This window comes from Bacillus sp. FSL K6-2971 (assembly GCF_038006405.1).
Lineage (GTDB): Bacteria > Bacillota > Bacilli > Bacillales > Bacillaceae > Bacillus > Bacillus pumilus.
This window is the reverse complement of the sequence record NZ_JBBOVD010000001.1, coordinates 2293133-2313850: the sequence shown is the minus strand read 5'-3', so window position 1 is coordinate 2313850 and position 20718 is coordinate 2293133. Positions and strand designations below refer to the sequence as shown.

General features: G+C 35.1%; 31 protein-coding genes and 1 pseudogene. 2 read left to right on the top strand and 30 right to left on the bottom strand.

Annotation, left to right across the window (positions count from 1 at the left end):
* Window positions 1-37 precede the first annotated feature (37 nt).
* Genes MHI33_RS12250 through MHI33_RS12240 form a run of 3 tightly spaced genes read right to left on the bottom strand, consistent with a single transcriptional unit; the run spans window position 38 to window position 1168 of the window.
* Window positions 38-208, bottom strand: a complete 171-nt coding sequence (locus MHI33_RS12250; protein ID WP_340911613.1) for a hypothetical protein — start codon at window positions 206-208, stop codon at window positions 38-40.
* 38 nt (window positions 209-246) lie between these two features.
* Complete coding sequence (locus tag MHI33_RS12245) at window positions 247-945, bottom strand: BRO-N domain-containing protein (RefSeq protein ID WP_340911611.1); 699 nt, start codon at window positions 943-945, stop codon at window positions 247-249.
* Complete coding sequence (locus tag MHI33_RS12240; RefSeq protein ID WP_024428177.1) at window positions 932-1168, bottom strand: hypothetical protein; 237 nt, start codon at window positions 1166-1168, stop codon at window positions 932-934. Before MHI33_RS12240 ends, MHI33_RS12245 begins: the two co-directional genes overlap by 14 nt.
* A 256-nt stretch (window positions 1169-1424) precedes the next feature.
* Between MHI33_RS12240 and MHI33_RS12235 the strand changes: the two genes are divergently transcribed.
* Together MHI33_RS12235 and MHI33_RS12230 are read left to right on the top strand one after the other, a co-directional pair.
* Window positions 1425-1640, top strand: coding sequence for a helix-turn-helix domain-containing protein (locus MHI33_RS12235; protein WP_024428178.1), 216 nt, complete (start codon window positions 1425-1427; stop codon window positions 1638-1640).
* A gap of 48 nt (window positions 1641-1688) precedes the next feature.
* Window positions 1689-1937 (top strand): hypothetical protein, encoded by a 249-nt coding sequence (locus tag MHI33_RS12230; RefSeq protein ID WP_340911606.1) that lies wholly within the window; start codon window positions 1689-1691, stop codon window positions 1935-1937.
* A gap of 11 nt (window positions 1938-1948) precedes the next feature.
* On the opposite strand, the gene MHI33_RS12225 is transcribed toward MHI33_RS12230, so the two are convergent.
* The 27 genes and pseudogenes from MHI33_RS12225 to MHI33_RS12095 all read right to left on the bottom strand — a co-directional run bounded on the left by MHI33_RS12225 (window position 1949) and on the right by MHI33_RS12095 (window position 20619).
* Entirely contained in the window at window positions 1949-2578 is a 630-nt protein-coding gene (locus MHI33_RS12225) for a hypothetical protein (protein ID WP_340911603.1), read from the bottom strand.
* A 77-nt stretch (window positions 2579-2655) separates the two neighbouring features.
* On the bottom strand, window positions 2656-3195 hold the full coding sequence (locus MHI33_RS12220; protein ID WP_340911598.1) for a hypothetical protein: 540 nt from the start codon (window positions 3193-3195) through the stop codon (window positions 2656-2658).
* An 86-nt stretch (window positions 3196-3281) separates the two neighbouring features.
* Entirely contained in the window at window positions 3282-3632 is a 351-nt protein-coding gene (locus MHI33_RS12215; protein ID WP_340911595.1) for a helix-turn-helix domain-containing protein, read from the bottom strand.
* A gap of 143 nt (window positions 3633-3775) precedes the next feature.
* Window positions 3776-4777: a tyrosine-type recombinase/integrase gene (locus MHI33_RS12210; RefSeq protein ID WP_340911592.1), complete on the bottom strand. Its 1002-nt coding sequence runs from the start codon at window positions 4775-4777 to the stop codon at window positions 3776-3778.
* 19 nt (window positions 4778-4796) lie between these two features.
* On the bottom strand, window positions 4797-5219 hold the full coding sequence (locus MHI33_RS12205; RefSeq protein ID WP_217012346.1) for a hypothetical protein: 423 nt from the start codon (window positions 5217-5219) through the stop codon (window positions 4797-4799).
* Window positions 5219-5698, bottom strand: a complete 480-nt coding sequence (locus MHI33_RS12200; protein ID WP_217012347.1) for a hypothetical protein — start codon at window positions 5696-5698, stop codon at window positions 5219-5221. The genes MHI33_RS12205 and MHI33_RS12200 overlap by 1 nt, the downstream gene beginning before the upstream one ends.
* Window positions 5699-5772: 74 nt before the next feature.
* Window positions 5773-5961, bottom strand: a complete 189-nt coding sequence (locus tag MHI33_RS12195) for a hypothetical protein (RefSeq protein WP_216927275.1) — start codon at window positions 5959-5961, stop codon at window positions 5773-5775.
* Window positions 5948-6094, bottom strand: coding sequence for an XkdX family protein (locus tag MHI33_RS12190; RefSeq protein ID WP_254117325.1), 147 nt, complete (start codon window positions 6092-6094; stop codon window positions 5948-5950). The genes MHI33_RS12195 and MHI33_RS12190 overlap by 14 nt, the downstream gene beginning before the upstream one ends.
* Window positions 6095-6367 (bottom strand): hypothetical protein, encoded by a 273-nt coding sequence (locus MHI33_RS12185; RefSeq protein WP_073205334.1) that lies wholly within the window; start codon window positions 6365-6367, stop codon window positions 6095-6097.
* A gap of 14 nt (window positions 6368-6381) precedes the next feature.
* Window positions 6382-7464 (bottom strand): hypothetical protein, encoded by a 1083-nt coding sequence (locus tag MHI33_RS12180; protein WP_340911580.1) that lies wholly within the window; start codon window positions 7462-7464, stop codon window positions 6382-6384.
* A complete protein-coding gene (locus MHI33_RS12175; protein ID WP_216927273.1) occupies window positions 7464-7832 on the bottom strand; it encodes a hypothetical protein in 369 nt (122 codons plus the stop codon). The genes MHI33_RS12180 and MHI33_RS12175 overlap by 1 nt, the downstream gene beginning before the upstream one ends.
* Before the next feature lie 41 nt (window positions 7833-7873).
* Window positions 7874-8449, bottom strand: a complete 576-nt coding sequence (locus tag MHI33_RS12170) for a hypothetical protein (protein ID WP_216927272.1) — start codon at window positions 8447-8449, stop codon at window positions 7874-7876.
* Between the two features lie 25 nt (window positions 8450-8474).
* Window positions 8475-9266: a hypothetical protein gene (locus tag MHI33_RS12165; RefSeq protein WP_216927270.1), complete on the bottom strand. Its 792-nt coding sequence runs from the start codon at window positions 9264-9266 to the stop codon at window positions 8475-8477.
* A 42-nt stretch (window positions 9267-9308) separates the two neighbouring features.
* Window positions 9309-10037, bottom strand: a complete 729-nt coding sequence (locus tag MHI33_RS12160; RefSeq protein WP_216927268.1) for a hypothetical protein — start codon at window positions 10035-10037, stop codon at window positions 9309-9311.
* Window positions 10031-10546, bottom strand: a complete 516-nt coding sequence (locus MHI33_RS12155; protein WP_216927266.1) for a hypothetical protein — start codon at window positions 10544-10546, stop codon at window positions 10031-10033. The genes MHI33_RS12160 and MHI33_RS12155 overlap by 7 nt, the downstream gene beginning before the upstream one ends.
* The gene (locus MHI33_RS12150; RefSeq protein ID WP_340911573.1) at window positions 10543-11187 is read right to left on the bottom strand and encodes a hypothetical protein; all 645 of its coding nucleotides are present in this window, start codon (window positions 11185-11187) and stop codon (window positions 10543-10545) included. The genes MHI33_RS12155 and MHI33_RS12150 overlap by 4 nt, the downstream gene beginning before the upstream one ends.
* Entirely contained in the window at window positions 11174-11410 is a 237-nt protein-coding gene (locus MHI33_RS12145) for a hypothetical protein (RefSeq protein WP_340911570.1), read from the bottom strand. The genes MHI33_RS12150 and MHI33_RS12145 overlap by 14 nt, the downstream gene beginning before the upstream one ends.
* Entirely contained in the window at window positions 11407-11808 is a 402-nt protein-coding gene (locus MHI33_RS12140) for a hypothetical protein (RefSeq protein ID WP_340911567.1), read from the bottom strand. The genes MHI33_RS12145 and MHI33_RS12140 overlap by 4 nt, the downstream gene beginning before the upstream one ends.
* Window positions 11809-11818: 10 nt before the next feature.
* Complete coding sequence (locus tag MHI33_RS12135) at window positions 11819-12289, bottom strand: hypothetical protein (RefSeq protein ID WP_340911565.1); 471 nt, start codon at window positions 12287-12289, stop codon at window positions 11819-11821.
* Window positions 12290-12324: 35 nt separating this feature from the next.
* The gene (locus MHI33_RS12130; RefSeq protein WP_144534008.1) at window positions 12325-13338 is read right to left on the bottom strand and encodes a hypothetical protein; all 1014 of its coding nucleotides are present in this window, start codon (window positions 13336-13338) and stop codon (window positions 12325-12327) included.
* 41 nt (window positions 13339-13379) lie between these two features.
* The gene (locus MHI33_RS12125; protein ID WP_340911558.1) at window positions 13380-13916 is read right to left on the bottom strand and encodes a hypothetical protein; all 537 of its coding nucleotides are present in this window, start codon (window positions 13914-13916) and stop codon (window positions 13380-13382) included.
* Window positions 13917-13933: 17 nt separating this feature from the next.
* Window positions 13934-15355, bottom strand: a complete 1422-nt coding sequence (locus MHI33_RS12120; RefSeq protein ID WP_340911556.1) for a hypothetical protein — start codon at window positions 15353-15355, stop codon at window positions 13934-13936.
* 37 nt (window positions 15356-15392) lie between these two features.
* On the bottom strand, window positions 15393-16868 hold the full coding sequence (locus tag MHI33_RS12115; RefSeq protein ID WP_340913833.1) for a hypothetical protein: 1476 nt from the start codon (window positions 16866-16868) through the stop codon (window positions 15393-15395).
* Between the two features lie 69 nt (window positions 16869-16937).
* Window positions 16938-18706, bottom strand: a pseudogene (locus tag MHI33_RS12110) (terminase large subunit domain-containing protein).
* Complete coding sequence (locus MHI33_RS12105; protein ID WP_340911553.1) at window positions 18693-19616, bottom strand: hypothetical protein; 924 nt, start codon at window positions 19614-19616, stop codon at window positions 18693-18695. The pseudogene MHI33_RS12110 and the gene MHI33_RS12105 overlap by 14 nt, the downstream one beginning before the upstream one ends.
* A gap of 76 nt (window positions 19617-19692) precedes the next feature.
* Complete coding sequence (locus tag MHI33_RS12100; RefSeq protein WP_340911551.1) at window positions 19693-20277, bottom strand: hypothetical protein; 585 nt, start codon at window positions 20275-20277, stop codon at window positions 19693-19695.
* A gap of 42 nt (window positions 20278-20319) precedes the next feature.
* Window positions 20320-20619 carry a hypothetical protein gene (locus MHI33_RS12095; protein ID WP_340911547.1) on the bottom strand — a complete coding sequence of 100 codons (300 nt, stop codon included), beginning with the start codon at window positions 20617-20619 and terminating at the stop codon, window positions 20320-20322.
* Window positions 20620-20718 lie beyond the last annotated feature (99 nt).

Genomic DNA, 20718 nt, shown 5'->3' with positions numbered 1-20718 from the left:
AAAGGACTCCATAATTTAAAGGAGTCCTTTCTAAGATTTATACTTCTTCTGCTTCGTTCACTTCATAGTTCAACTCATATGCTTCGAGTTTTAGAGTTTCTCCATGTCTGTTTATCAAAACAATCTCAAGTATATCGTTGAATTTTGCTAAGAGATGATCAGTAGACAAATCAGCTGTCTGATGTGATGAAGAAGTTTGATCAACCATTGCAACTACATCTAATATGACTGAATTAACATATTTGCTCATTTCGCTTGAGCCAACTTTCCTCTAGTCTTGTTATGTTTTATTGACTTAATGTCAAGAGCAATAATTTTCAATAATTCAGATACAACTGATACAAAGGCAAAATTGAGAGATTGCTTATATTTTAATTCCCGCTCTTGAAGTACATTTTCAATCTTTTTCATCATTTCAATCCGAGAATCTGACAGTGATTTTTTCTTATCATTTCTTCGATGTTTTGAGCTTCTTTTATAATCTAATCGGATTCTATTTTCTTTGTAATAATCAACGCATTCCTTATAAAGTTCATGTAGATTTTCTATACCGCAGTTATGGAAAGTCTCTTCTAATAGATCATAGTTGAATAGTTTCTGCTCTCTTGTAGCATCTTCTGAGATATACATTCCGTTTTTACGAATTGCAGGCAATACATCATGTGTGATCCAGCGTTTGAATTGTTTTGCTTCAGGTTTGCGACTGCTTAGGATTAATGTATAGAGACCTGATTCATTAATGATAGCAAATTCCCTTTTTTGTCTGCCGTCATTTAAAACGACGCCAGCTTTTTCATCGTCATCAAGACGACTTACAGCGTGACGGTTATTATTAATTTCTAATATGTCACATACATCCTTAGCGACAAACCAAATTTCCTCATCTCTCATAAACGTTCTTACATTATTCCCTTTATAATCGAAAGCTTTTTCAAATTGATTCATTCTTTATTCCCCCATTAAAATTATTCCAAGAAATACTCACATTATGTACCTTAACAGTTCCTAATTTTTTACCGTTCTTGTGCACAAGCATCAATTCGTCTAGGTGAACTCTTTCTTCTGAAATAGAGTAATAAGACTCCAATATGGCCAATTCCTCTTTATTAGAATCAACACTTTTTGAAACGTCTAACAATATAGTCCCAGTAACATTGTTAACTGACATTTCTGTTCCTCCTAACAGTGATTCTTTTTGTTTTAGCTGGAGATTAAATATCTCTTGGATACTCAACCCAAAGATGTTTCATATAATCCTCCTTCATTTAAACGTTTGTGAACAATATTTCGCTTTCGTGAATTAATGATAAGCTATCACGAATAAGTAGTCAATACACATTTTTGAATTTATTTATAAGTTTGTTTATATTCAAACTTACATATGTTATTATTAATTCAAGAAAGCGAAATAGAGAGGTATGCGAATGAAATCTAAAGTGAGTTACAAACCCCTGAAAATTACACTCGTACTAAAAGATAAAACTACTGCTGATTTGAAAACTGATTTAGGGATTGCTCCAGCAACAGTTGCAAAATTAAATAAGAATGAGTATGTTGCATTAACAGTAATTCATAAAATTTGCGATTATCTGGATTGTACTATTCAGGAGGTTGTTGAGTTTGTAAGGGAAGAGTCTTAAGCAAAAGTATTGCAAGTGATGTTATAATTAGAGGAGAGGTGATACAAAATGGAGAGCAAAATTTTGCAAGCCATCCATGAACTTTCAAATGAGTTGAAGACAATTAAATCTGAAATTGTGGATTTCAGAGAAGATACAAACAAAGAATTTAATCAAATCAACGTTAAACTAGACAGATTGGAAGAAAACCAACCGAAAGATATCACTGCACATTTAAAACAGATTCAAAATGTAGACAACAAAACTGTCCTGCTAAATAAAAGGCTATTCGAAGTAGAAAGCCGCCTAAAAAATTAAGTCGCCCAAAATTAATGAGCGACTTTTTCAGCGTTTCGAATAGCTAATTTGAAATATCTAAACCAAGTTTCTGCTTCCTTTAATGCTTTTTGAGCTTCAGGAGAGGATCTTTTAATCGATGTGGGCAAATCAGGATCATAAACAACCCCACTGTAAAAAGCAACATCATAGAAGGGGATATCGAAGTCTTCAAAACAAACTCTCAAATGTACAGAATCAATATATTCGTTTGTTTTACTAGATGCACTATTGCTTCCAATTATGGCACCTATTCCCCCGCCGATTGCTCCACCTACAGTTGCTCCTAAAATCGAATCTCCTTTAGACGCCTTTGAAACAGTGCTGCCATCTATATTAACTTCAACGTCAACTATATCTTTGAAGTCATACGTTTTTATGATGGGAGTAACATTACTGTCCTTAAAGTTGTCAATTGAAATGTAGCCAATCTTCACTTTTTCACTTGTTTCATCGAAGAACACTTTGGTTGATCCGTCAGTTGACGTATAAGTTCGGGAATAATTTTCTTCATCGATGCTATCGAGTGCTTTTTTTCTGTTGGTTTGATGATCAATTGATTTAGTGACTAGAAAAATGCCTACCCCGCAAAACGCTAAAAATCCAATAATAAGCCAACCCACTCATTCCCACCACCAGTATATTTTTCCTATAGTATACCACGATACTCAGTCTAGAGAAACAGGGCAGGGGAAGATGCCTAATTACTGTCGGAACCTCCTTTTTCTATTAAAGTTTGCTCCAGTAGCTCCCTAAACGATGTCAGTAGGGCTACAATATATTTATCTTTAATCATAGCCTTTAAAAAGAATATCAAATTAAACATTGTAAACACCATAATAAAAACACGTGTGATGATGGTGAATTCAGGAATCAAGTCACCAAAGGCTGCTATTACTGGAACAGTAGATGTAAGAATAGCCCCAACAAAAAAAGTTGCATATTTTGTTTCATATATCTTCTCCATACCTTTTGTTCTAGCTATTGCGTTCAACAGAACATCTTTATCCAGCGACCTCACTACTCGAAGTTTACTTCTAAATACTATCAAGTCGTCCTGTCCCTCAAGAGAGAAATGGAAATCTATATATTCAACAAGAACACGCACCCTCATTTTTATCAGGTTATTTTTTAAATTGATGTGGTTAAATACTTCTTTTCTAAATCCCTTGATTGCCTTATTTTCTTCTATCCTTAGTTTTCTTTTTTCTATTTTTTGTTTCATTTTCTTGAGTATCAACCTTTACCACCTCAACAGAATTATCGGCAGAAGGGGAGAGTTGTTAAATGATGGCATAGAAAAACCCCACGTTAAGTGAGGTTAAATTAATCTTGTTTGCTTTTGATTTTAATAAATTCCCAAAACTGAATTAACTCTTCAATTTTATTGTCGGGAGCTTTTAAAAGATCATAGAAAAGGTTTGCTATTTTCGGATTATCTATTTCAAATTTGGATACATTCCCACTGAATTCATTACCCGTTATTAGATACTCAATGCTTATTTTATATAATCCAGCTAACTTTCTAAGAGTATCAATATCAGGCACATTATCTCCAGTTTCGTATCTAGCATAAGTCGCTCGGCTTATATTCAATTCATCCGCAAGAGATTGCTGAGTCAATTTAGGTTGGCGGGCATTTCTCAACCACTTCAGTCGTTCACTTAAACTAGGCATATAAATTACTCCTAACACTTTCAAATGTGCTTATTTATACATCGATTCTATCATCAAGAAACAAAAGAGAGAAGGCGTTAGTATTTTTAACCATAAGCAAAATCCCTCAAAAGAAGGATCTTGATTCTGAATAAAGAGGGATTTCAAACGAAGATTTGATTCTTTTCTTCTTCGAAGTTTCTTAAATCGTAATGTTTGATTGTAGTTGATACATCTTTATGGTGAGCAATGTATTTACTAACCAATTCCAACTTGATCTTTTTCACTTCGAGAAGGTAGGTAATACAAGAGGCTTTAAATAGGTGAGGGTTGATTCGTCTGCCGAGAATGTCCGAAAGTACATCTGAACAAAAATAATCTGCCCACGACTCTGAGATTTGCTTAGGCTCACCACCATATTGAGTAGTGAAGATGTACTCATGATCATATCCACGTTTTTCATGCCATATTCTCATGTACTTAAGTGCCTCTAAATTCACCATGTATTCTAAAACTTTCCCTTCGCCTCTGCCTTTTCCGAACACTTTATGACTCATAACATATGATTGACCTTCACTTAAAGGATAGTCTAGTATTTCTGTTTTAAACTGGACTAACTCTGCTCTACGACCACCAACATTAAATGCAGTGGCTAGCCATGCCATCCCAAGATAGTTTTCGTCTTCTTCTAGAGTGTCCATCATTAATTTGTAATCATCGTATGTTACTTTAACTTTTTCATAAGTCACCGTTTTAGGTATAGCAGGGAGGCCACGAGTGAAGTTTCGAAAAGTCTTATAGTTCGGATCGTCTTCAGCCACTATGTTTTCAAGATAGTTGTTAAGAGAAGACACAGAAGCTTTTTTTAGTGCAATGCCACTTGAAGACATTCCACGATTTTTCAAGAAGCTCTGGTATCGTATAAAATCTCTTTTAGTGATCTTGTATAGCTTCTTGCCGTTTAATGATGTATGTACCCACCAGAAAAACTGACGTAGTGTAGAATGATACTGTTTTTTAGTTTTATCCCTGAATGAGTTGGCATCTAGAAACTCTGAAACCAGGTCTCGATGTTCTTGATCAACCTGCGACCACATATCATCTGTAACTTCAGGGAGCTTCTGTGCTCTTTTGCGGAGCATATTTTGTTCAATTTCTTTACTCATTTTTAAATTCACCGCCAGGCTATTTGATTGTCTTGTAACCAGCCTTGCGAACATCTTTCATAGCAGCGTCCAAAAGTTCTCCACTGTTTTTTAATTTTTCCGTAGTGTTGTTCATAAAAGGACGAGGCTCACCATATCCATAACCATATTCATCAGGGAATTGATATCCTTCACCAGTCTCAACAACTGTTGCAACATCTCGTCCATCGTCTGCTCTTACGTTATCTAATGAGATTCCATTCGACTCATTCGCTACAACAAATGAAGCCTTTAATTCACCAGTTCGATTGTATTCCACAGGATTGTACGAGTCATACACAACTGATTGGACTTGTTCTTGACCTGTTTTGATTAAGAACTCTTTTGTATGACTGCCAGTTTGCAAGGCTTTTAAAGCTGCTTTTTCAACCATAACGGCTAATTCTTTATGATTTTTAGCCATTAAGATTCTTCTGTTAACTTTTGAACTTTTTTCAAGATTTCTTGATTAGCTTTGTCAACAAGTGCTTCTTGAGTTGCGATCACGCCTTCTGTCATAGTGCGTAATTTCTCATAGATGCTTTCAATACTTTCTTCTGGAAAGGACTCATTGATCGTTTTAAAATATGGGGATTTAACCAATTCGCTCATTAAATTAACTTTAGAAGTAATACCTTGGGGGATATTAGCGACATCACTGAATGTAAGGGTTGTATAGATGTTTAAAAGATCAGAGAAATTAAGTTTGTGTTTGATCTTTTTATTTGTCTCAATTTCAGTTAAATCTTCTAGAGCCATTTTGATCATTTGAGTAATCTTAATTGGATCAAAGTTAGGGTAGATGTGAACATGGAACTTATCATCTAACTGAACTTTAACTTTCTCATCGTATTTTTTATTCCCATCCTTAATATGATCAAGCGTTAATTTTTGTGTTGTCATCATATCTCTCCTTATGATTAAAATAAAAACACCTCAAACAGGGGAGAGGTGTCTAGATAAAATTCTTATTTTATTTATTGAATCAACGATACGAAGGTTTCATCAAAACCCTGTTTGTTAAAAGCGTCTACTGCATTATTTGCACCTTTTTCTGATACAACAATCATATAGTCACATTTTTTAGGATCAGATTTCATTCTTCCTAGAACTAAAAATTCCCCTAAATAACTCCCTGTGTTTAATTGGCGTTTATTGTTTAACATATGCTTCACCTGTAATCTGTTCGTATTGCTCAGGTGTGATTCTCCCTGCAGCAACCGTATTGTATACTCTTTCTTTAGACCATGAACCTTCGTCATAAAAACTTTTAATCAATTCATACCAGTCAATATCCAATTAAATTCCTCCCATCGCAATAATATAATAAAGATCAGATACCCGTTGTTTAACTATGCTTATTTCAGAAGGCTCGGGTTCGACTTTGAAAGAGTCCATGTATTCTTGAGTAGCTGATTCTTTCCACGTCTTTTCTTCTGGATAGAATTTACCTAAATATAGTGATTGGGGAGGTGCGATATCTGTGCTCATTTCTGGCAAAACTTCTCCTTCAAAGTAATCAGATTGTCTTAAGTAAATAAAGTTTTCATCATAGTAAAATATTGTTTTCATAGATGTGACCCTCTTTATGATAATGGTATAGTTTCATTTAAGGACACTCTTTCAACTTTGCTATCATCCTTTGAAAACAAACCAGAATAGATTAAGTCTCCTGTTGTCGTTAGTGTCATTCGTGCTTGCCCATAAGAACCTACAGTAACACCAGTAAAATCAATGTTTTGGACAGGGAAATAGGACAACTTGGCAATCGTTGCACCGAGCGGAGCGGTGAATGTTCCCTGTATCTCTAAAGTTTTGGAAACAGGTATATACCTGTGTCTTAAAGGATATTGAGGATTTGTGGTTCCAACTACTAAAGTGGTGTTCACCCAAACCACATTCATATCTTTAGAAGATACAACTTTGTTCCAAGTTGAATTCGCATTTTGAAACTTTGAAAAAAGCCACATTTCATTATTTTTTAATGAGATAGCCAAGATTGACTTATTGGAATTATCCTTAGAATTGATGAAGAATAGGAAGGGATCATCTGCAGATGGGGCATTAATTAAGCTTTGACCAGTGTATATTCCAGGGGATAGTGTTAATACATCAGTTCTATTCGAAAGGGGCTGCGCTTTCCCATCATCTTGAGTTAACCTATATTTTTGCACAACATTCAAAGAAGTCGCTAAAGTATCAATCAAATTTTCATAACCATTCCATTTGTCTTTCTCACCTGGCTGGGTGTGAAGATTTGTTTTTTGTGCGTGCTCATCAGTGTATTCTTTAGAATGAACTAAAGCTAAATCAGCTTTCTCTTGTGAACCTTCAACGGTTTCTTTTTTATCCCATTGTTCTTTTTGATCTTGATCAACATGGATAACATAATCGTTTTGATGTTCATTAAACTCTGTTTTAGTGGCTTGTTCAATGTTTAATACATCACTGAGACCGACTTGCTCTTTTGTGACAGCATGTGGATTTTTAGTGTCTTGTTTATGAGTTTCGAAGTCACTTTTAATTTCAAACTTAAATGAATCATTATCACTTTTGAAGCTTTCAACATCACGCTTCATGGAATCCTCACTGGTTAAAAAGAGGTCTTTGAGGTTAGCGATTTGTTTCTCCAGCCTTTTATACAACCCTCTTATTAATGAATCAAGCATTATGTCGAAGCCTCCCCAAACACAGAGACATCTCCATCAGTCACATCTTCTAATTTAATAAATACTTTTTTGAAAGGGAAAATCGAGAATTCCCAAGCCTCATTAATTCCTTCTGTTCCTACGGCAATTCGGTAATCACTTAACTGAGTACCTCCTAATTCAATTTCCTGACCATCATTCATTACTCCCACAAACGAAATTCGTCTTGAAGTAGATGTCCCAGTTATAGTGATACCTAATTTTTGATAATGTTTAACTTCTAATGATTCACCGTCAGAAGGGGAGACTGACTTCTCATGAAAAACAAATGATGTACGATCAGGAATTACTACAATAGGAGCTGTATCTTCTGTAGCTATAATAATCACTCCTTATAAAAAAGAGGAGGGGAGACCTCCTCAGAAATAAATTAATCCATACCCCAGACAGCTAAATTCAATTCCGTTAAATCAACAGTTCCACTTGCTTTGACAACAATTGAAAGCTTAGGTGATTTAAAAGAGATCGATTTAGAAAGAGGGGAATCTTTTGTTAGTGCAGACTCTTTAAATAACACGTTGTTATCACTTTGGGGAGAAGGAAAAAATGCAGAAGATCCTTTTGGGATAGCGTAAACTTCACAGTCAACTTTACCTAATTCATCTTCTTTCGCTGTTAACAATGAAACCCCGTATGTATTAAACAAACCAAAATCATCTACCAGATCAATGGTATATACAGAAGATTCTCCACTTGCGATATCTACATTTTCGGCAAGCAGCGCATCTTTATAACCTTTTTGAACAGTTGTTTTAATTGGAATTGTATTTCTAATAACAACAGGGATAGAAGTGGTGTTAGACACCTCTACAGAAAGTTTTTCATTTGATAGAGTCACATCAATCGGCTCGTTGTTGTTCACTTCAACAGAGGTGATAGGATTACCATTTCCGTCATCTTTAGATGATGTATACCGTCCGTTAGACTGGTTTAAAAAGTCAGCCAATAATATAAACCTCCTTTAAATATTCTTAATCTCCTAGATCGCCATCGCCTTTGTCATCGTCTGTCTGATCAGGCGTTTTGTTTTCAGATTGATCACGTGGGATTTCTGAAATGACAGCCATGTTATCAGTGTCCATATCAGCAAGCGCTTCGAATTTGAACTCAGGAGTTAAAGCTTGACCGTTTTCTAAAGATAGCTCAAATTCTCCAGAAGGTGATACGTTAGGGAACTGAATGATGATATCAGAGTAAACTTGCTCAGTCTCTGGATTGTAAGCGATTGTTCTATATTCAACTTCATATCTCTCAGAAAAACGAGAAGCCTTGATATTCATACTTCTACCCATTTTTTCAACATGGAACACTGCGGTAACAGTTTCCTTCGGAGATACAAACGCAGTTGGCAACGTGTATTTTCCATCACTGCTAGAAATGACTTGATATGTCTGATTCTTTTTGTTGTAAAAAGTAACCATATGATCTGCAAGAGACTTTCCTTTTAATTCAACGCTATTGTCATCCGCAACTTTAACACTGTGCTCACGATCAAACAATTTAACAGTGACATCCTCTTGAACACCTTCACCTTGAGACATTGCTAAAAACTCTAGGTCAAACAAAGCGTTTCTAACAGATAGCGTTAACTCTTTTTGAGTCTTGAGAATGTAGACAGGCTTGTTGCCAATTCCAGCGTATAGCTTTTCTTCGGAGATAGCTCCAGAGAGTGAAGCTAATTGAGCTTCAGTTGTAAACACAGTATGTCCATCAGATTTACGTTTAAAATAAACATCGGCTGTGTCTTGAATTACCATTTTCATTAATGAATTCCTCCTTAAAATAAAAAAGGACGATGCAATGCATCATCCTTGTGCGAAACCTTTAGTTGAATTAAAGAAGCTCTCTCTACTCATGTAGTGTTTTTCTTCTTCAAATAAATCTATAGACTTACTCCAACTTTCGATATTTTTCCCAGCTTCTGGGCTTACAGTTGCAAACAAAGTAGTGGTTTCGTAATTCTTGAATTGCGCTATTCGATAATATAGCCTGTACAACTGATACATCGAACCTTCATTGATAACATGAATTGGAGTATTTGCACCAATTGCAACACTGTCAATAATGTCAGCTAGTTCAACGTTACCTGAATCTGCTTGTTTAACTCGTTGACTTCGCTCGTTTGCTCTTTGAATTTCGGGATTAGAGCTGATTTTCTCTTCCTTAAGAACACACATTTTTAGAATCAAGTTTCTAATTTCATTAAAATCATCTTCAGAGATGTTTTCTAGGATGTTTTTCCCGAACATGTAATTAAAGATTGATTCATATGCTTCTTTGAAGTTTTCTAGCTCACCAGTTATCTCAAAAAGCGTCATTTTTTTTAACTCAGCTATTAATTCATCTAGCTCACCATACTGATTGTTTTCTTTCTTACTGTAGTTATAAATTATTTCTTTCTTTGACATTTTGAACAAAGCTAAATGGTTTTGGAATTGTGGATAATCTTTAATTTTTATAAAAGAACACTCGCCATATGGAGTTTTAATGGGTTGGCCAGTGATTAAATAATCAAGATTAAACGCAATCACCATTTCTGACCACCGATCTTTAAAATCAATTTGTATCCTGTGTAACCATTTGGGGGATTTGAAATCGGTTGACACCTTACGAACCGTGTTTTACCATAACCAGCAACATTCTTACCCAAGTATATGTCTGAAAGTCTGTCAATGATTTTAAGACTTCTAAATTCGTTTTCTTCAAAAGTTTCAATATGTGTGTAAACATCAAAATGTAAATCTCGTTCTAAAACTTTTTCGCTTAAGTGTGAAGGAAGGGGGGAAGAGATCCCAAAATACATACACACTCTACAAATAGGCTTGTCGTCATTTAGATCGGTCGTTTTAGCAGCCCTTTTAAAAATTGTCTTAAAAATCGGAGGTTGCTCATCAGGAGTTGATTCAAAATAGTTATCTAGTTCTTGGACATCAGGAAGATCAGTGGAGAGAGGACTGTCTTTGTAGTAGAGAAGACGATTTAGAGTATTATCCTGCCATGCACTATTGAATAACTTAGTCATTTCTTGAACCATCATACTCATTTGTTATCACTGACTTTCTTTTTTGCGATGAGTTTAATGGTGCCCACGCCATCAATTACTTTTGAATAATCAATATCGTGTACAATAAACTCTTCTGAATAAAATTGCGTTTTTAACCCAATTTTTAATTGAGGATTAGTAGAGTAGGGGAGAGTGATGTGGGCTTGGCCATCAGGAAGATTGATCGGTTGATCAGAGCCGTTAACTGAAACAGTTCGATCAAACACACAAGGGATTTCAATGCTTTCACCAGGAACAAGTTTTCTAATTGGCTTTCCAGTGATTTCATTGATTTTACCTGTATCTACATATATGTCTCCTGAAGATAATTTGATTGAACTGTTGCACAGTCGCATTTCTGCTTTTTTGTAAATCTTATTGTCATAAGGCTGTGTTACAATTAACCAATTACTGAAATCCCATTCAACAACACTACCTAATTTAATCTCATCAGGTTTTGCTAGTATGTATCTAAATAATCCATCATTTGATTTAGATTGGATCAGACATTTCACGGAAACACCGTCAACAAAAACCTCTTCACCTTGAAAGCCTTCTAATCCACGTTCAAAAATACCCCGACCATCAAAAGAAATCTTCTGATTAGGATTAAATTTATGATAATTTTTAAAGTTCCTCATCATGATCACCACAAACAATAGAATTTTCCAAACGTACGATATCACCACTTACTGATAAAATAATGTCTCTAATTTCAGACAAAGAGGGATCAGCAATCAATTTTTTATCTAGGAATTCTTCCAATTTGAATAGCACTGAATTATTTTTCTTACTTAGTCTAATGAGGTGTTCATTAATTGGAACGTAGCTAGAATACAATTGATCGTTTATATATAATTTCATACGAAGTCTACCTCCGTATTAAAAATTATTTTGTCAATTGTTCTTTGCTGCTCATTCACTTGGGATTCCAGCGCTTTAATTTGAGCTGAAAAATGAGTTGTCCCAATGTCTTTGGAGAAGGGTTGCCAGGTGCTCGAATAAGCGGTTAATTCATTTTTCAAAAACACTAAACGAATGTAGTTTCCCAAGATTAGCAGATCATCTTCATTAAGAAGACGATCTACAGTCTCTGTATCATTGTCACACTTTATTCGATTATCTCTAAACCGATTATTGAAGAGAAGGGAGGCATTCTTGATTTGAGAGTAAATACCTTCGTCGTCAGTAGGGAGGTTTATATCGGAGGTTTTGCAATTATCTAAGAAACATTGCCAAATTTGATCATATGTAGTATTCATAAATTACCACCTAATCAAAAAGAATAGAACTGTCTTCAACGCCCATCCATTCAGCCATCGCTTTTAGCTTTCCGCTTGGAATTTCTTCGCTGAATTCAGAAGCAACATCAATTACAAATTGCTTTTCTGCATCTACAGTGATTTCAGCTATTTTTTTTTTGAGTTGCGGGATAGTGCTAGATTTAATCATAGTCTCAATTTCTTCTTTGGTGTGAGTGTTGTTAACATAAGATTCAACGTCATTAATAGAGTCTTGAATTTCTTTCGATTCTTCATTTTCCTCAATCAAAACTAATTCACCTTTATCAAAACATACGCTACTCATAGTTAACCAATCAACCAGTTCTCTTGGAACTTCTTTGACATCGACTTTTCCATTTTTACTTCCTGCCCAATTATACTGTTTGAGAGCGCCATCACCTGTATAACCAACAAAATACGATGTATTTCTATATCGTGCTAATTTAACTTTTTCCGCCAACTAATATTCCTCCTAATAAATCCTTATTGTGTAAATTAAATAGATACTGCTGCTTGTTCTTCGATAATACCAATAGCTTCACCAAACAATAGAACGATTGAAGCAGATTGAGTAATTTTCATTTTGACTCTTTCATCCTCAATATCTTGCTCTGTCATTTGTTTCAAACCACCATACTCAACTACAGAGAATGGTTTTTGTGAAACGCCACCAGCAAACATATAACCTTTATTTACAGGTAGCTCGACCTTTGAATTAGTCTCATCAGTGAATGGATTGATTAAGTTTACTGCAGTAGTTCTTCCGATAGTGGTAGGGTTTAAAGCTGTAAGAAGTTCCTCTTTAATCTTGTCAGATAAAAGGTTTACGTACTTCGGATCAGTTCCTTGTTGAGACGCAAAGTAATCAATCAATAGTGAGTCAGCGATGAACACTGGGCGACCACCATATCGCTGAAGGACAGAAGCTACTTCACTGTATTTTTGCAGAGTTAGATTAGATCCAGTTTGAACATTCTTTGCAGGGATCTTACCAGAACCAACAGCTGCCGCAGTCAATTCATGAATTTTGTCTAGATACAGCCTAACTTTTGCATCTGCAATATCGTTTACGAGATTATTGAAAGCGACAATTGAATCTGTTACAAGATCAAGAGGTTCGTAATAGAATCCAGCTGACATTGTTTCTGGAACGGCAGTGATCGATTCACGGCCTTCAACACGAACCAAGTCTACGCCTGATCCTGATGCTGACCAAACGACTTTAGCTTTAGTTTTCTTAGGGATTTTAAGCTGTTTTAAATTGCCTGGTTTCTCTTGTGAAGTATCAGCGAACAGCTTTAGCAACTCAGTTACTTTAGGTTTTGCAATTGCATCAGCTTGTTCCACAATCAAATTGTTGAATTGATGCAATAAAGAAGGATCAGGAGTAACCGTACCATCACCAAAAACTTTTTTAATACAATCTTTAATATCCGATTCATCCTTTTGCTCCATTTGGTTGTTTAGAACACGGCTGAATAGGCCTTTAATTTTTACGTTATCAAACATTAAAATGCTCCTTTTATTGAGAAATTTTTGTGTGTAATTACTTAAGCTTCAATTACTTCAAGTCGAACAAGTTTTTGACCCATCGTATAACTAAGGTCATCTTCACCATTAACTACTAGGAATTTAGCTGAAGAGTCTTCATAGTCTTCATGTGGCGCTGCAGCATCACTCAGAATATATTTATCCGAAGCAATGTCGAAATGAGCCACTTGTCCACGTTTAACTTCAGTTTGACCAGTGTTAAGCGTGAATGCCGAAACATCGAAGCGAGTATAAGCGGGCTCTAGAATAACGATTCTTGCACGTTCACCTTCACCATTGTAAAAGTCTCTTAGTGATTCACCCATGTAACGAGTTTCTGGAGTCGCAATCAAATAAGCTTTTTTCGCCTTATCAGACAATTTTTTCGCAATACGATCTCCGTCTGAATTGAATCCTAGTTCCACTAATGTGAAATTATCAATATCAGAACCAGATACTTCAGCGCCGTGCGCCACTGTTTTAATTTTTAATGAATTTAAATTGCCTGTAGTATGTTTACCTACTTCAGTAATAGCTTTTTGTAATTTAGTAGCCATTTAATTTTTGCCTCCAATTATTTAATATAATATCTTGCTTCGAATGAATCATCTTCTGGAATTAACTCTTTACGAATACTGGATTGTTCTCTGAGAGGGGGGATCTCGGTAGGAGAGATATTAGTAGAAACCAAATCAACCAGAATAGAATTCAGTTGTAATAAAGCTTTATCCGAATAATCATCCTGTTTCGCAATTTCTGATAGAAGTTTTTGAACTTCGTTAGTTTCGAATTTATCCGATGCATTCAACGCATTAAATTTAGCTTTAAAATGTTCACTTTTTTCTTTTAAACGAGCCTCGAATTGAACTTTCTCGTATTGCTCTTTAAAAGGGGTTAACTCTTCAACCGTTTGATTGAGCTGCACTAGTTTTTCGCTTGCGCTATTGAATTTAGATTCTATATCTTCCTTAGCAGACAATTTAGTTGTTAAATCACTGATTTGCTGATCTTTTGCATTAAGCTGATTCTTGACTTCTTCTGAAGTAACCTCTTCCCAATTTCTCTTAAGGAACACTTCTTGTTTAGAGTCGAATTGGATTTCGACAATGTCATCATTTTTTGTGTAATTGTACTTGTAATATAAGTCTGTCTCTGCGTTGTGATCTTCAATGTTGACGACAAAGTAATCTTCATAAACATCACAAATATACGAGTATACATTGACTCCTAATTGTGGATCCAGCTTAGAGTACAATAGCGATCTAATATCACTGTGAGACAACTCAAAAACTTTTTTGAATTTCACATTTTCACCTTCTTTTTCATTAATAATCGCTTGAGCAACAAGCTTTTCGAATTTATTTTTTTCATTGAAACTTAGTAGTTTGCTTGAATCATATGCAGGCAGGACAACATCTTGATCTCCACGCTTTTCAGAGTTTAAAATAGCATGACCTTCCAAATAAACAGGTGACTCAAGGTATTCAATACCGTCTTTAAATGTGTAATTTGAATACAATAACTCGCAACTTGTATTAATATTTATTCCTCTAGAGTTCCATTCTAAAAGTAGATCACAAGCATCTTTAAAACGTGATCTCCATAGAATGGCATCAGCAGCAAGGACTTCAGTCTTTTCTCCATTAGAGCCCAACATTTCCATAATATAGCCCTCACTTGTGAAAACACCGATTGCTGCGGTGTCCATCTTCACCTCTAAATCACCATGTTTATCAGTGCTTAAATATGCCTCATGTGACCCGAATGAATCAGTTGCTGTTCCAGTGGAATCAACCTCATTGTACTTTGCAACAATTGGCTTATTGATAATGGTAGCAGCTGTTTCAAGGGCTACTTCTTTTGAAATTACTGTATTATTATGAGACTTTTCAAAATCAAAAATGACAAATGTACAAGATAACTTGGATGGATCATCACTTGCTTTAATTTCATTTAATTGAAGTTTATAATCAATTTTCTTTTGTTTGTCTTTCAAGTATTTTCACCTCCTTCCAAAGACAAAAAGGGAAGAGCTATGGAGTGTTATTCCCGTCTGATGATTTTGTTTTTAAAGTGTTTTCATTAGTCGAAGTGTCATCAGAAATATTCCCTGGATCGTTACCTGAGAATGTATATGATGTCTGGTACGGCTTGATTTTATCTTGCAGTTGCAATGTTTCGGTTTCGTGAAGTGTTTGATCTAAATATGATTCCCACGACACCCCAGGTATATTGTCAACTACATGTTTAATAGACCATCCTTTATCGTTCAATTTCAACAATAAATCAACTTTCTCTTTGAGAGTCAGCGGTTTCTCTTTGTCGTATACAATATAGTAATTGTCATTTTGGTTCTTCGGAAGAATTAAATTAAACAATTTCTGATAAACTTCTTGTTCAATATCTTCCAAAAGAACTCCGATTCTTTTATAAAAGGTATCTAAATTCAATGAAGATGTTGCATAGTTGCCACCTTCGCCATTTAACATAGAGCCAGAAAGACCATATGCAGATTGAATGTCGTTGTTTATATGATCGAATTTCTTGCCATCCAAACCGTCAGTTTTAACATCAGGAAAGTCTAAGCTTGCATAATCTGGGATGGAAACGACAGTTACACCGTCAGTTTGGTTTTTCTCTAGTGCTTGCTTTACTCCAGAGTGAATCTTTTGTTTGATAGGCTTAGGAAGTTTTTGGTTACTGTAATCTCCATTATTTTTATCAGTACCAATTGTCAATACCGCAACCGCATTAATAATTTTATTCGCAATGGATTGCTCAACATCTTTAAGCTTTTTCTTATGAAGAACGTCATATAGACCAGGGGCAACCCAAGATGTACCTAGACCCTGATTTCTCTTAAGAGTTCCAGTTCTAAGACAGAACGTTCTATTTTGAGGAAGCTCTTTATGTTTATATCGAACGGTATCTTTTTGGAAATTTTGATAATCTTGATATGTAATATAAGGGTGGAAATTCGAAATGAGGTCTTTGCGGTGGGCATCATTATCTGAAATATTGTCAAAAAAACTCATATCTAATGTGCATACCCATTCACCATTTCTACGATAAGAGGGCTGCACATATTTCAATCCATCGAAGATGAAGGGGTAAGGGGATTTTTTATCACCTAGCCAAATTCCAATCAAAGTACCCGCAGCTGCTGTTTGTTTCATCAAATCCCTAGTTAAACGCTTGTGTTTATTCTTATGCAATACTTTTTTTATTGTTTTAATATGACTCTCTGAAGCATCGGGGTTTTCAAAGGAATCTATTTTGAAATTTAATATAGGTAGAGCTTCAATTAGTTCGAAAAGTTGATGAATTTCTGCAGTGGATACATAAAAATAGTTGGCTAAATCTTCGATGTCATCTTGGTGTTCATCAGGTGAAGAAAAATATTTTTTTAATTGTTCAGCAGTTACGTCATTTATAATCCCTTTTGAAAACAAGTTCGAAACAAAACCAGTAGCATAAGTAGATGTATACGTTTCGAAATCATTCAACATTTGCTTATATTCTTCAGATTCAATATCAACTTGTTTAATTTTTTTTGTCACTTTTTCACCTCTAATCTATTAGAAATATACTAAATCATCATCATCGTCAAAATCATGTTTCTTATTCATGTTTCGTTCAAGCAAAGAAGCGATATAATTTCCGTAGGCAACAGAACTATACCTGTCTTTCCTTTTACTCTTAGGCTCTTTTAACCTGACTTGTCCGTTGTCTGCATACTCAGCTTCAAGGTTGATCATTTCGTTGATCAGCAATGTTATCTGGGCATAGCTTGATATAAACTTAGCTTTCGTTTCTTCAGGTAATGATTCATATCCTTTGAATTTTTTCATGTATTCTTTGCCTTCATTCTCACTAACAGGCATTTTGATTTTTCCTCTTTTAAATCCATCCTTTAATAAGACTGCTATTTCACTGTTCAATTGCCCATAAGCTTTAATACTATATATGATTTTACTGGCATGTTGATATGTACACCTATCTGCTAGTTTATCGTCATTTATACAAGAAATAGGCTCGTATTCTTTTGCTCTATCTTTATCATAAAGAGGTTGACAAAGCGCATCATAGACACCAATTCCAGCATTTTGAGTATCTAAAACAATATAGTCGCATTCAAAGTCTTCTTGCAATTGGCGTATTCTAGTTGCCTGCGTGCCAGTATGACCACCAACCAAACTTTCCATATATACAATATGTCTATCAAATCCAGTGGCATTAGGCAATAATCTAAAAACAGTATAAACACTTGCATCATTTTCTTTGCCAGCGATTGTAGCAATATCATTTGAAACCAGTCTTATTTCACCAGGTTTTTCGGCTCATATTTAAAATTGGAATCTTTAATTAACGAATAATAATCTTGAGGGAAAAGGGGAGAGGCCAGTTTTCTATTTTTCTCTAAATCTTCGTACTTGAAATATGCTTTTTCTGATTCGCCAAACCATAGTGCTTCCATTTCCATTGACCATCCAACTGAATCAAAGTCTTCTTCGGACATTTCATCCTTAACTTGATCTTTATCTAAAAGACCTTCTTTAATAGCGATTTGATATGGTAGCCCGCACACGAAATACTTTGAACCTTTCATCATTGCATTAAAATAAGTTAAAAACCTATTATAAGACCAATGAACTTTGTACCAGCATGAGGAGAGGTAAATTTCTTTGTTTCGTTCTTTTAGATGTTGATATTCTTCTTTTTCAAGATATCGAGGGGAGCGGGGGGCAGTTAAAAATTTCCTTAAAACTTTACTAATGATTTCAAAATCAACCATTCGGAATTCGTCAACAATTAGCAGGTTAGCCCTTTTTGAACGTGCTCCATCATTTGAAGCAACAACTTTTATCCAACTGCCATTATGGAACTCAACTCTAGCATCATTAGAAGAAGTTCTCAGGTCAGATATTTCCCTTTTTAGGTTTATCGATTCTTTCCTCAGATCGTCTATTTTTTCAATAACTTCTCTTGCTTGACCTTTAGTGCCAGAGGCAATTACAATTTTTGTCCCAGGAAACAAGATAGCCTGTACACAACAGTAAACTGAGGTTAGCCATGTTTTCCCCTGACCACGACTTGCAAGATACATAAGGTAATGGTTATGAACCATCATATAAATCAAGATGCATTGAAATAATTTCAGAGTGATACCAAGATATTCTCTTACAAAACGGTGAGGGTTGGCTCTATAAAACGATGCCCACACTCCAATACCTTCCATCAACCTCTCTGATTTTGTTTTTTTTTCAAAATTTCTTGTCTTTTTGAAAATGTTTATACCTTTGGTTCTTTTATGACTATCTGGTTTGAAGTTGTTAATTGTGACCATCAGAATTTTCCTCATCTTCTTCAATCGGTTCATTAACGGTAAGCTGATCAATTTCTTCCCAATATTCATCAGAATATTTATTATTAACACCTAACATACGAGATAGGTGTCCTAAAAAGAAAACCTTGATGTACTTTGAAATCTTATCAGGATCTCTCCATCTTTCTTCAGGCTCTGGAACAGGTCTTTCATTCTCATATTTTTTCAGCAGTGTTCCGAAAGTTTCTTGTTCAGCCCCGTTTGCTCCAGTTTCTTGAACAGGCTTTAAATTACTTGAACCAAGTAGATCTTGCAGTGTTTTTTGCTGCTGATCTACTTTTTCTCCATTTTCTCTTCGTTTTCTAATATCAAGCATTGTCATACATATCTGACTTATTAAAAGCTCCATGCCTTTAGAGTCGCATTCGTAGCGATTAGTAAAGTCAACATATTCGTTTTGAAGCCAAACATAATCTTCATAATCTAAACCACGCCCCCAAAAGTGAATCAATTCTTGAATGTCTTGTTCTGATATATCACTATCACTTTTTGATAATAGGAGCTGTTTAGTGTATTCATCTTGTTCTTCCACGTCGTATTCACTGTCTGACCAATTCTTAGAAATGAAATCCTTCATACCGATGTTCTTCATATAGGTGCCGAAAACATTCAATTGATTACCCTTACTCTTTAATTTAGCTTCTTCCTGAGAAGACATCCAAATGTCATAAATGAATGGCCTGTCAATCATTCGAAAGATACTCTGTACGTGTTTAATGTCTTCAGGTGCCTTTTTGAATTCTTCCTGTAAACACGATTTGCAAACACTTATTTTCCCAGAGTTTTTGTTAAAGGGTGACTCAGATTTATAGAATTGTATTGCACTTTGCTCTTTTCCGCAGCACGTGCATGTCAATTTACTGACTGCCAATTTTGTTCACCTCCAATTAAAAATAAAAACACATTTTACGAAACGCCCAGATCAACTAGACGCTCTAAAAATGTGTTTAAGCAGTATAGAATCCGCCTAAAATTTCAATATCTTGATTCTCTTTGATAATCTGTAGTTGTTTTTCACTGACAGATTCATCAATGTAAGCGTTGCCTTTTCTACCATTAAGCTGATCAACTGTTAGAATGTATTCAGCTGTTCCTTTGAGCTGAAAAACACCATTTTTCTCAAGAACAACTCGGTATAATTCACGATATAATTTAGCGATAGTTAAATTTCCCACCACAATCAACGCACTATCATCGTAGCAGCAATTGAAAAGAATAGTGGTTTTACCTTTGCCTCTGTCATCTTTAGCATTTACTTGTGCCAATTTCGGCTGTGCTTCCCTAAACCTTTTATTTAATTCAGAGTCCACTAAACCAAATCGGAGTTTATTTGTTGCTTTTCCTCCATTAGAGATAAAGCTATTGTCACCTAATCTAATGGTAGGTTTTTGTTTAAAAACAATTCCGTGTAATTTTGATAGAACATCATTGATTTCACGATCACATCTATATCCAGTTTCCTTTAGTCTAGTTAGAATTTCCAAATGTTCACGCAAGAATTCAATATGGTCTTTGCTTTGGTTCTCAATCATCATTCATCATCCTCATCAATAAATTAAGTTAAAATTAAAGTTTTAAACTAAATTAACCGTCCCGTAGCCGCCTAATCGTTTTATTTCTTCTCCTAATTGCTTTACATCAATAGGCACATACAGTTGCTTTTTTAGACCTACGACATCTTTATAAGTGTTAGAAAGAGAGAAGTGAGCTTTATAATCTTTCTTTTCTAGAGAATTCGTTAACGCTATTTGCAAATCATTTTCGATTGCTTTCAGTTTTTCTGTGGACTCCTTAAAGAAATCCGAATGATCCATTCTCTGTTCAACAGTCAGTGAAGAACTCAATATAGAAACTAACTCTCTAGCTGTTTTCACCAAGGTTTTAATTTCTGTATATGGCAGTCGCTTTTCACTGGACTTGCTCTCAATTTCAACAAATGTATTTGTGGTACTTTTTTTACGAAATCAATAGTT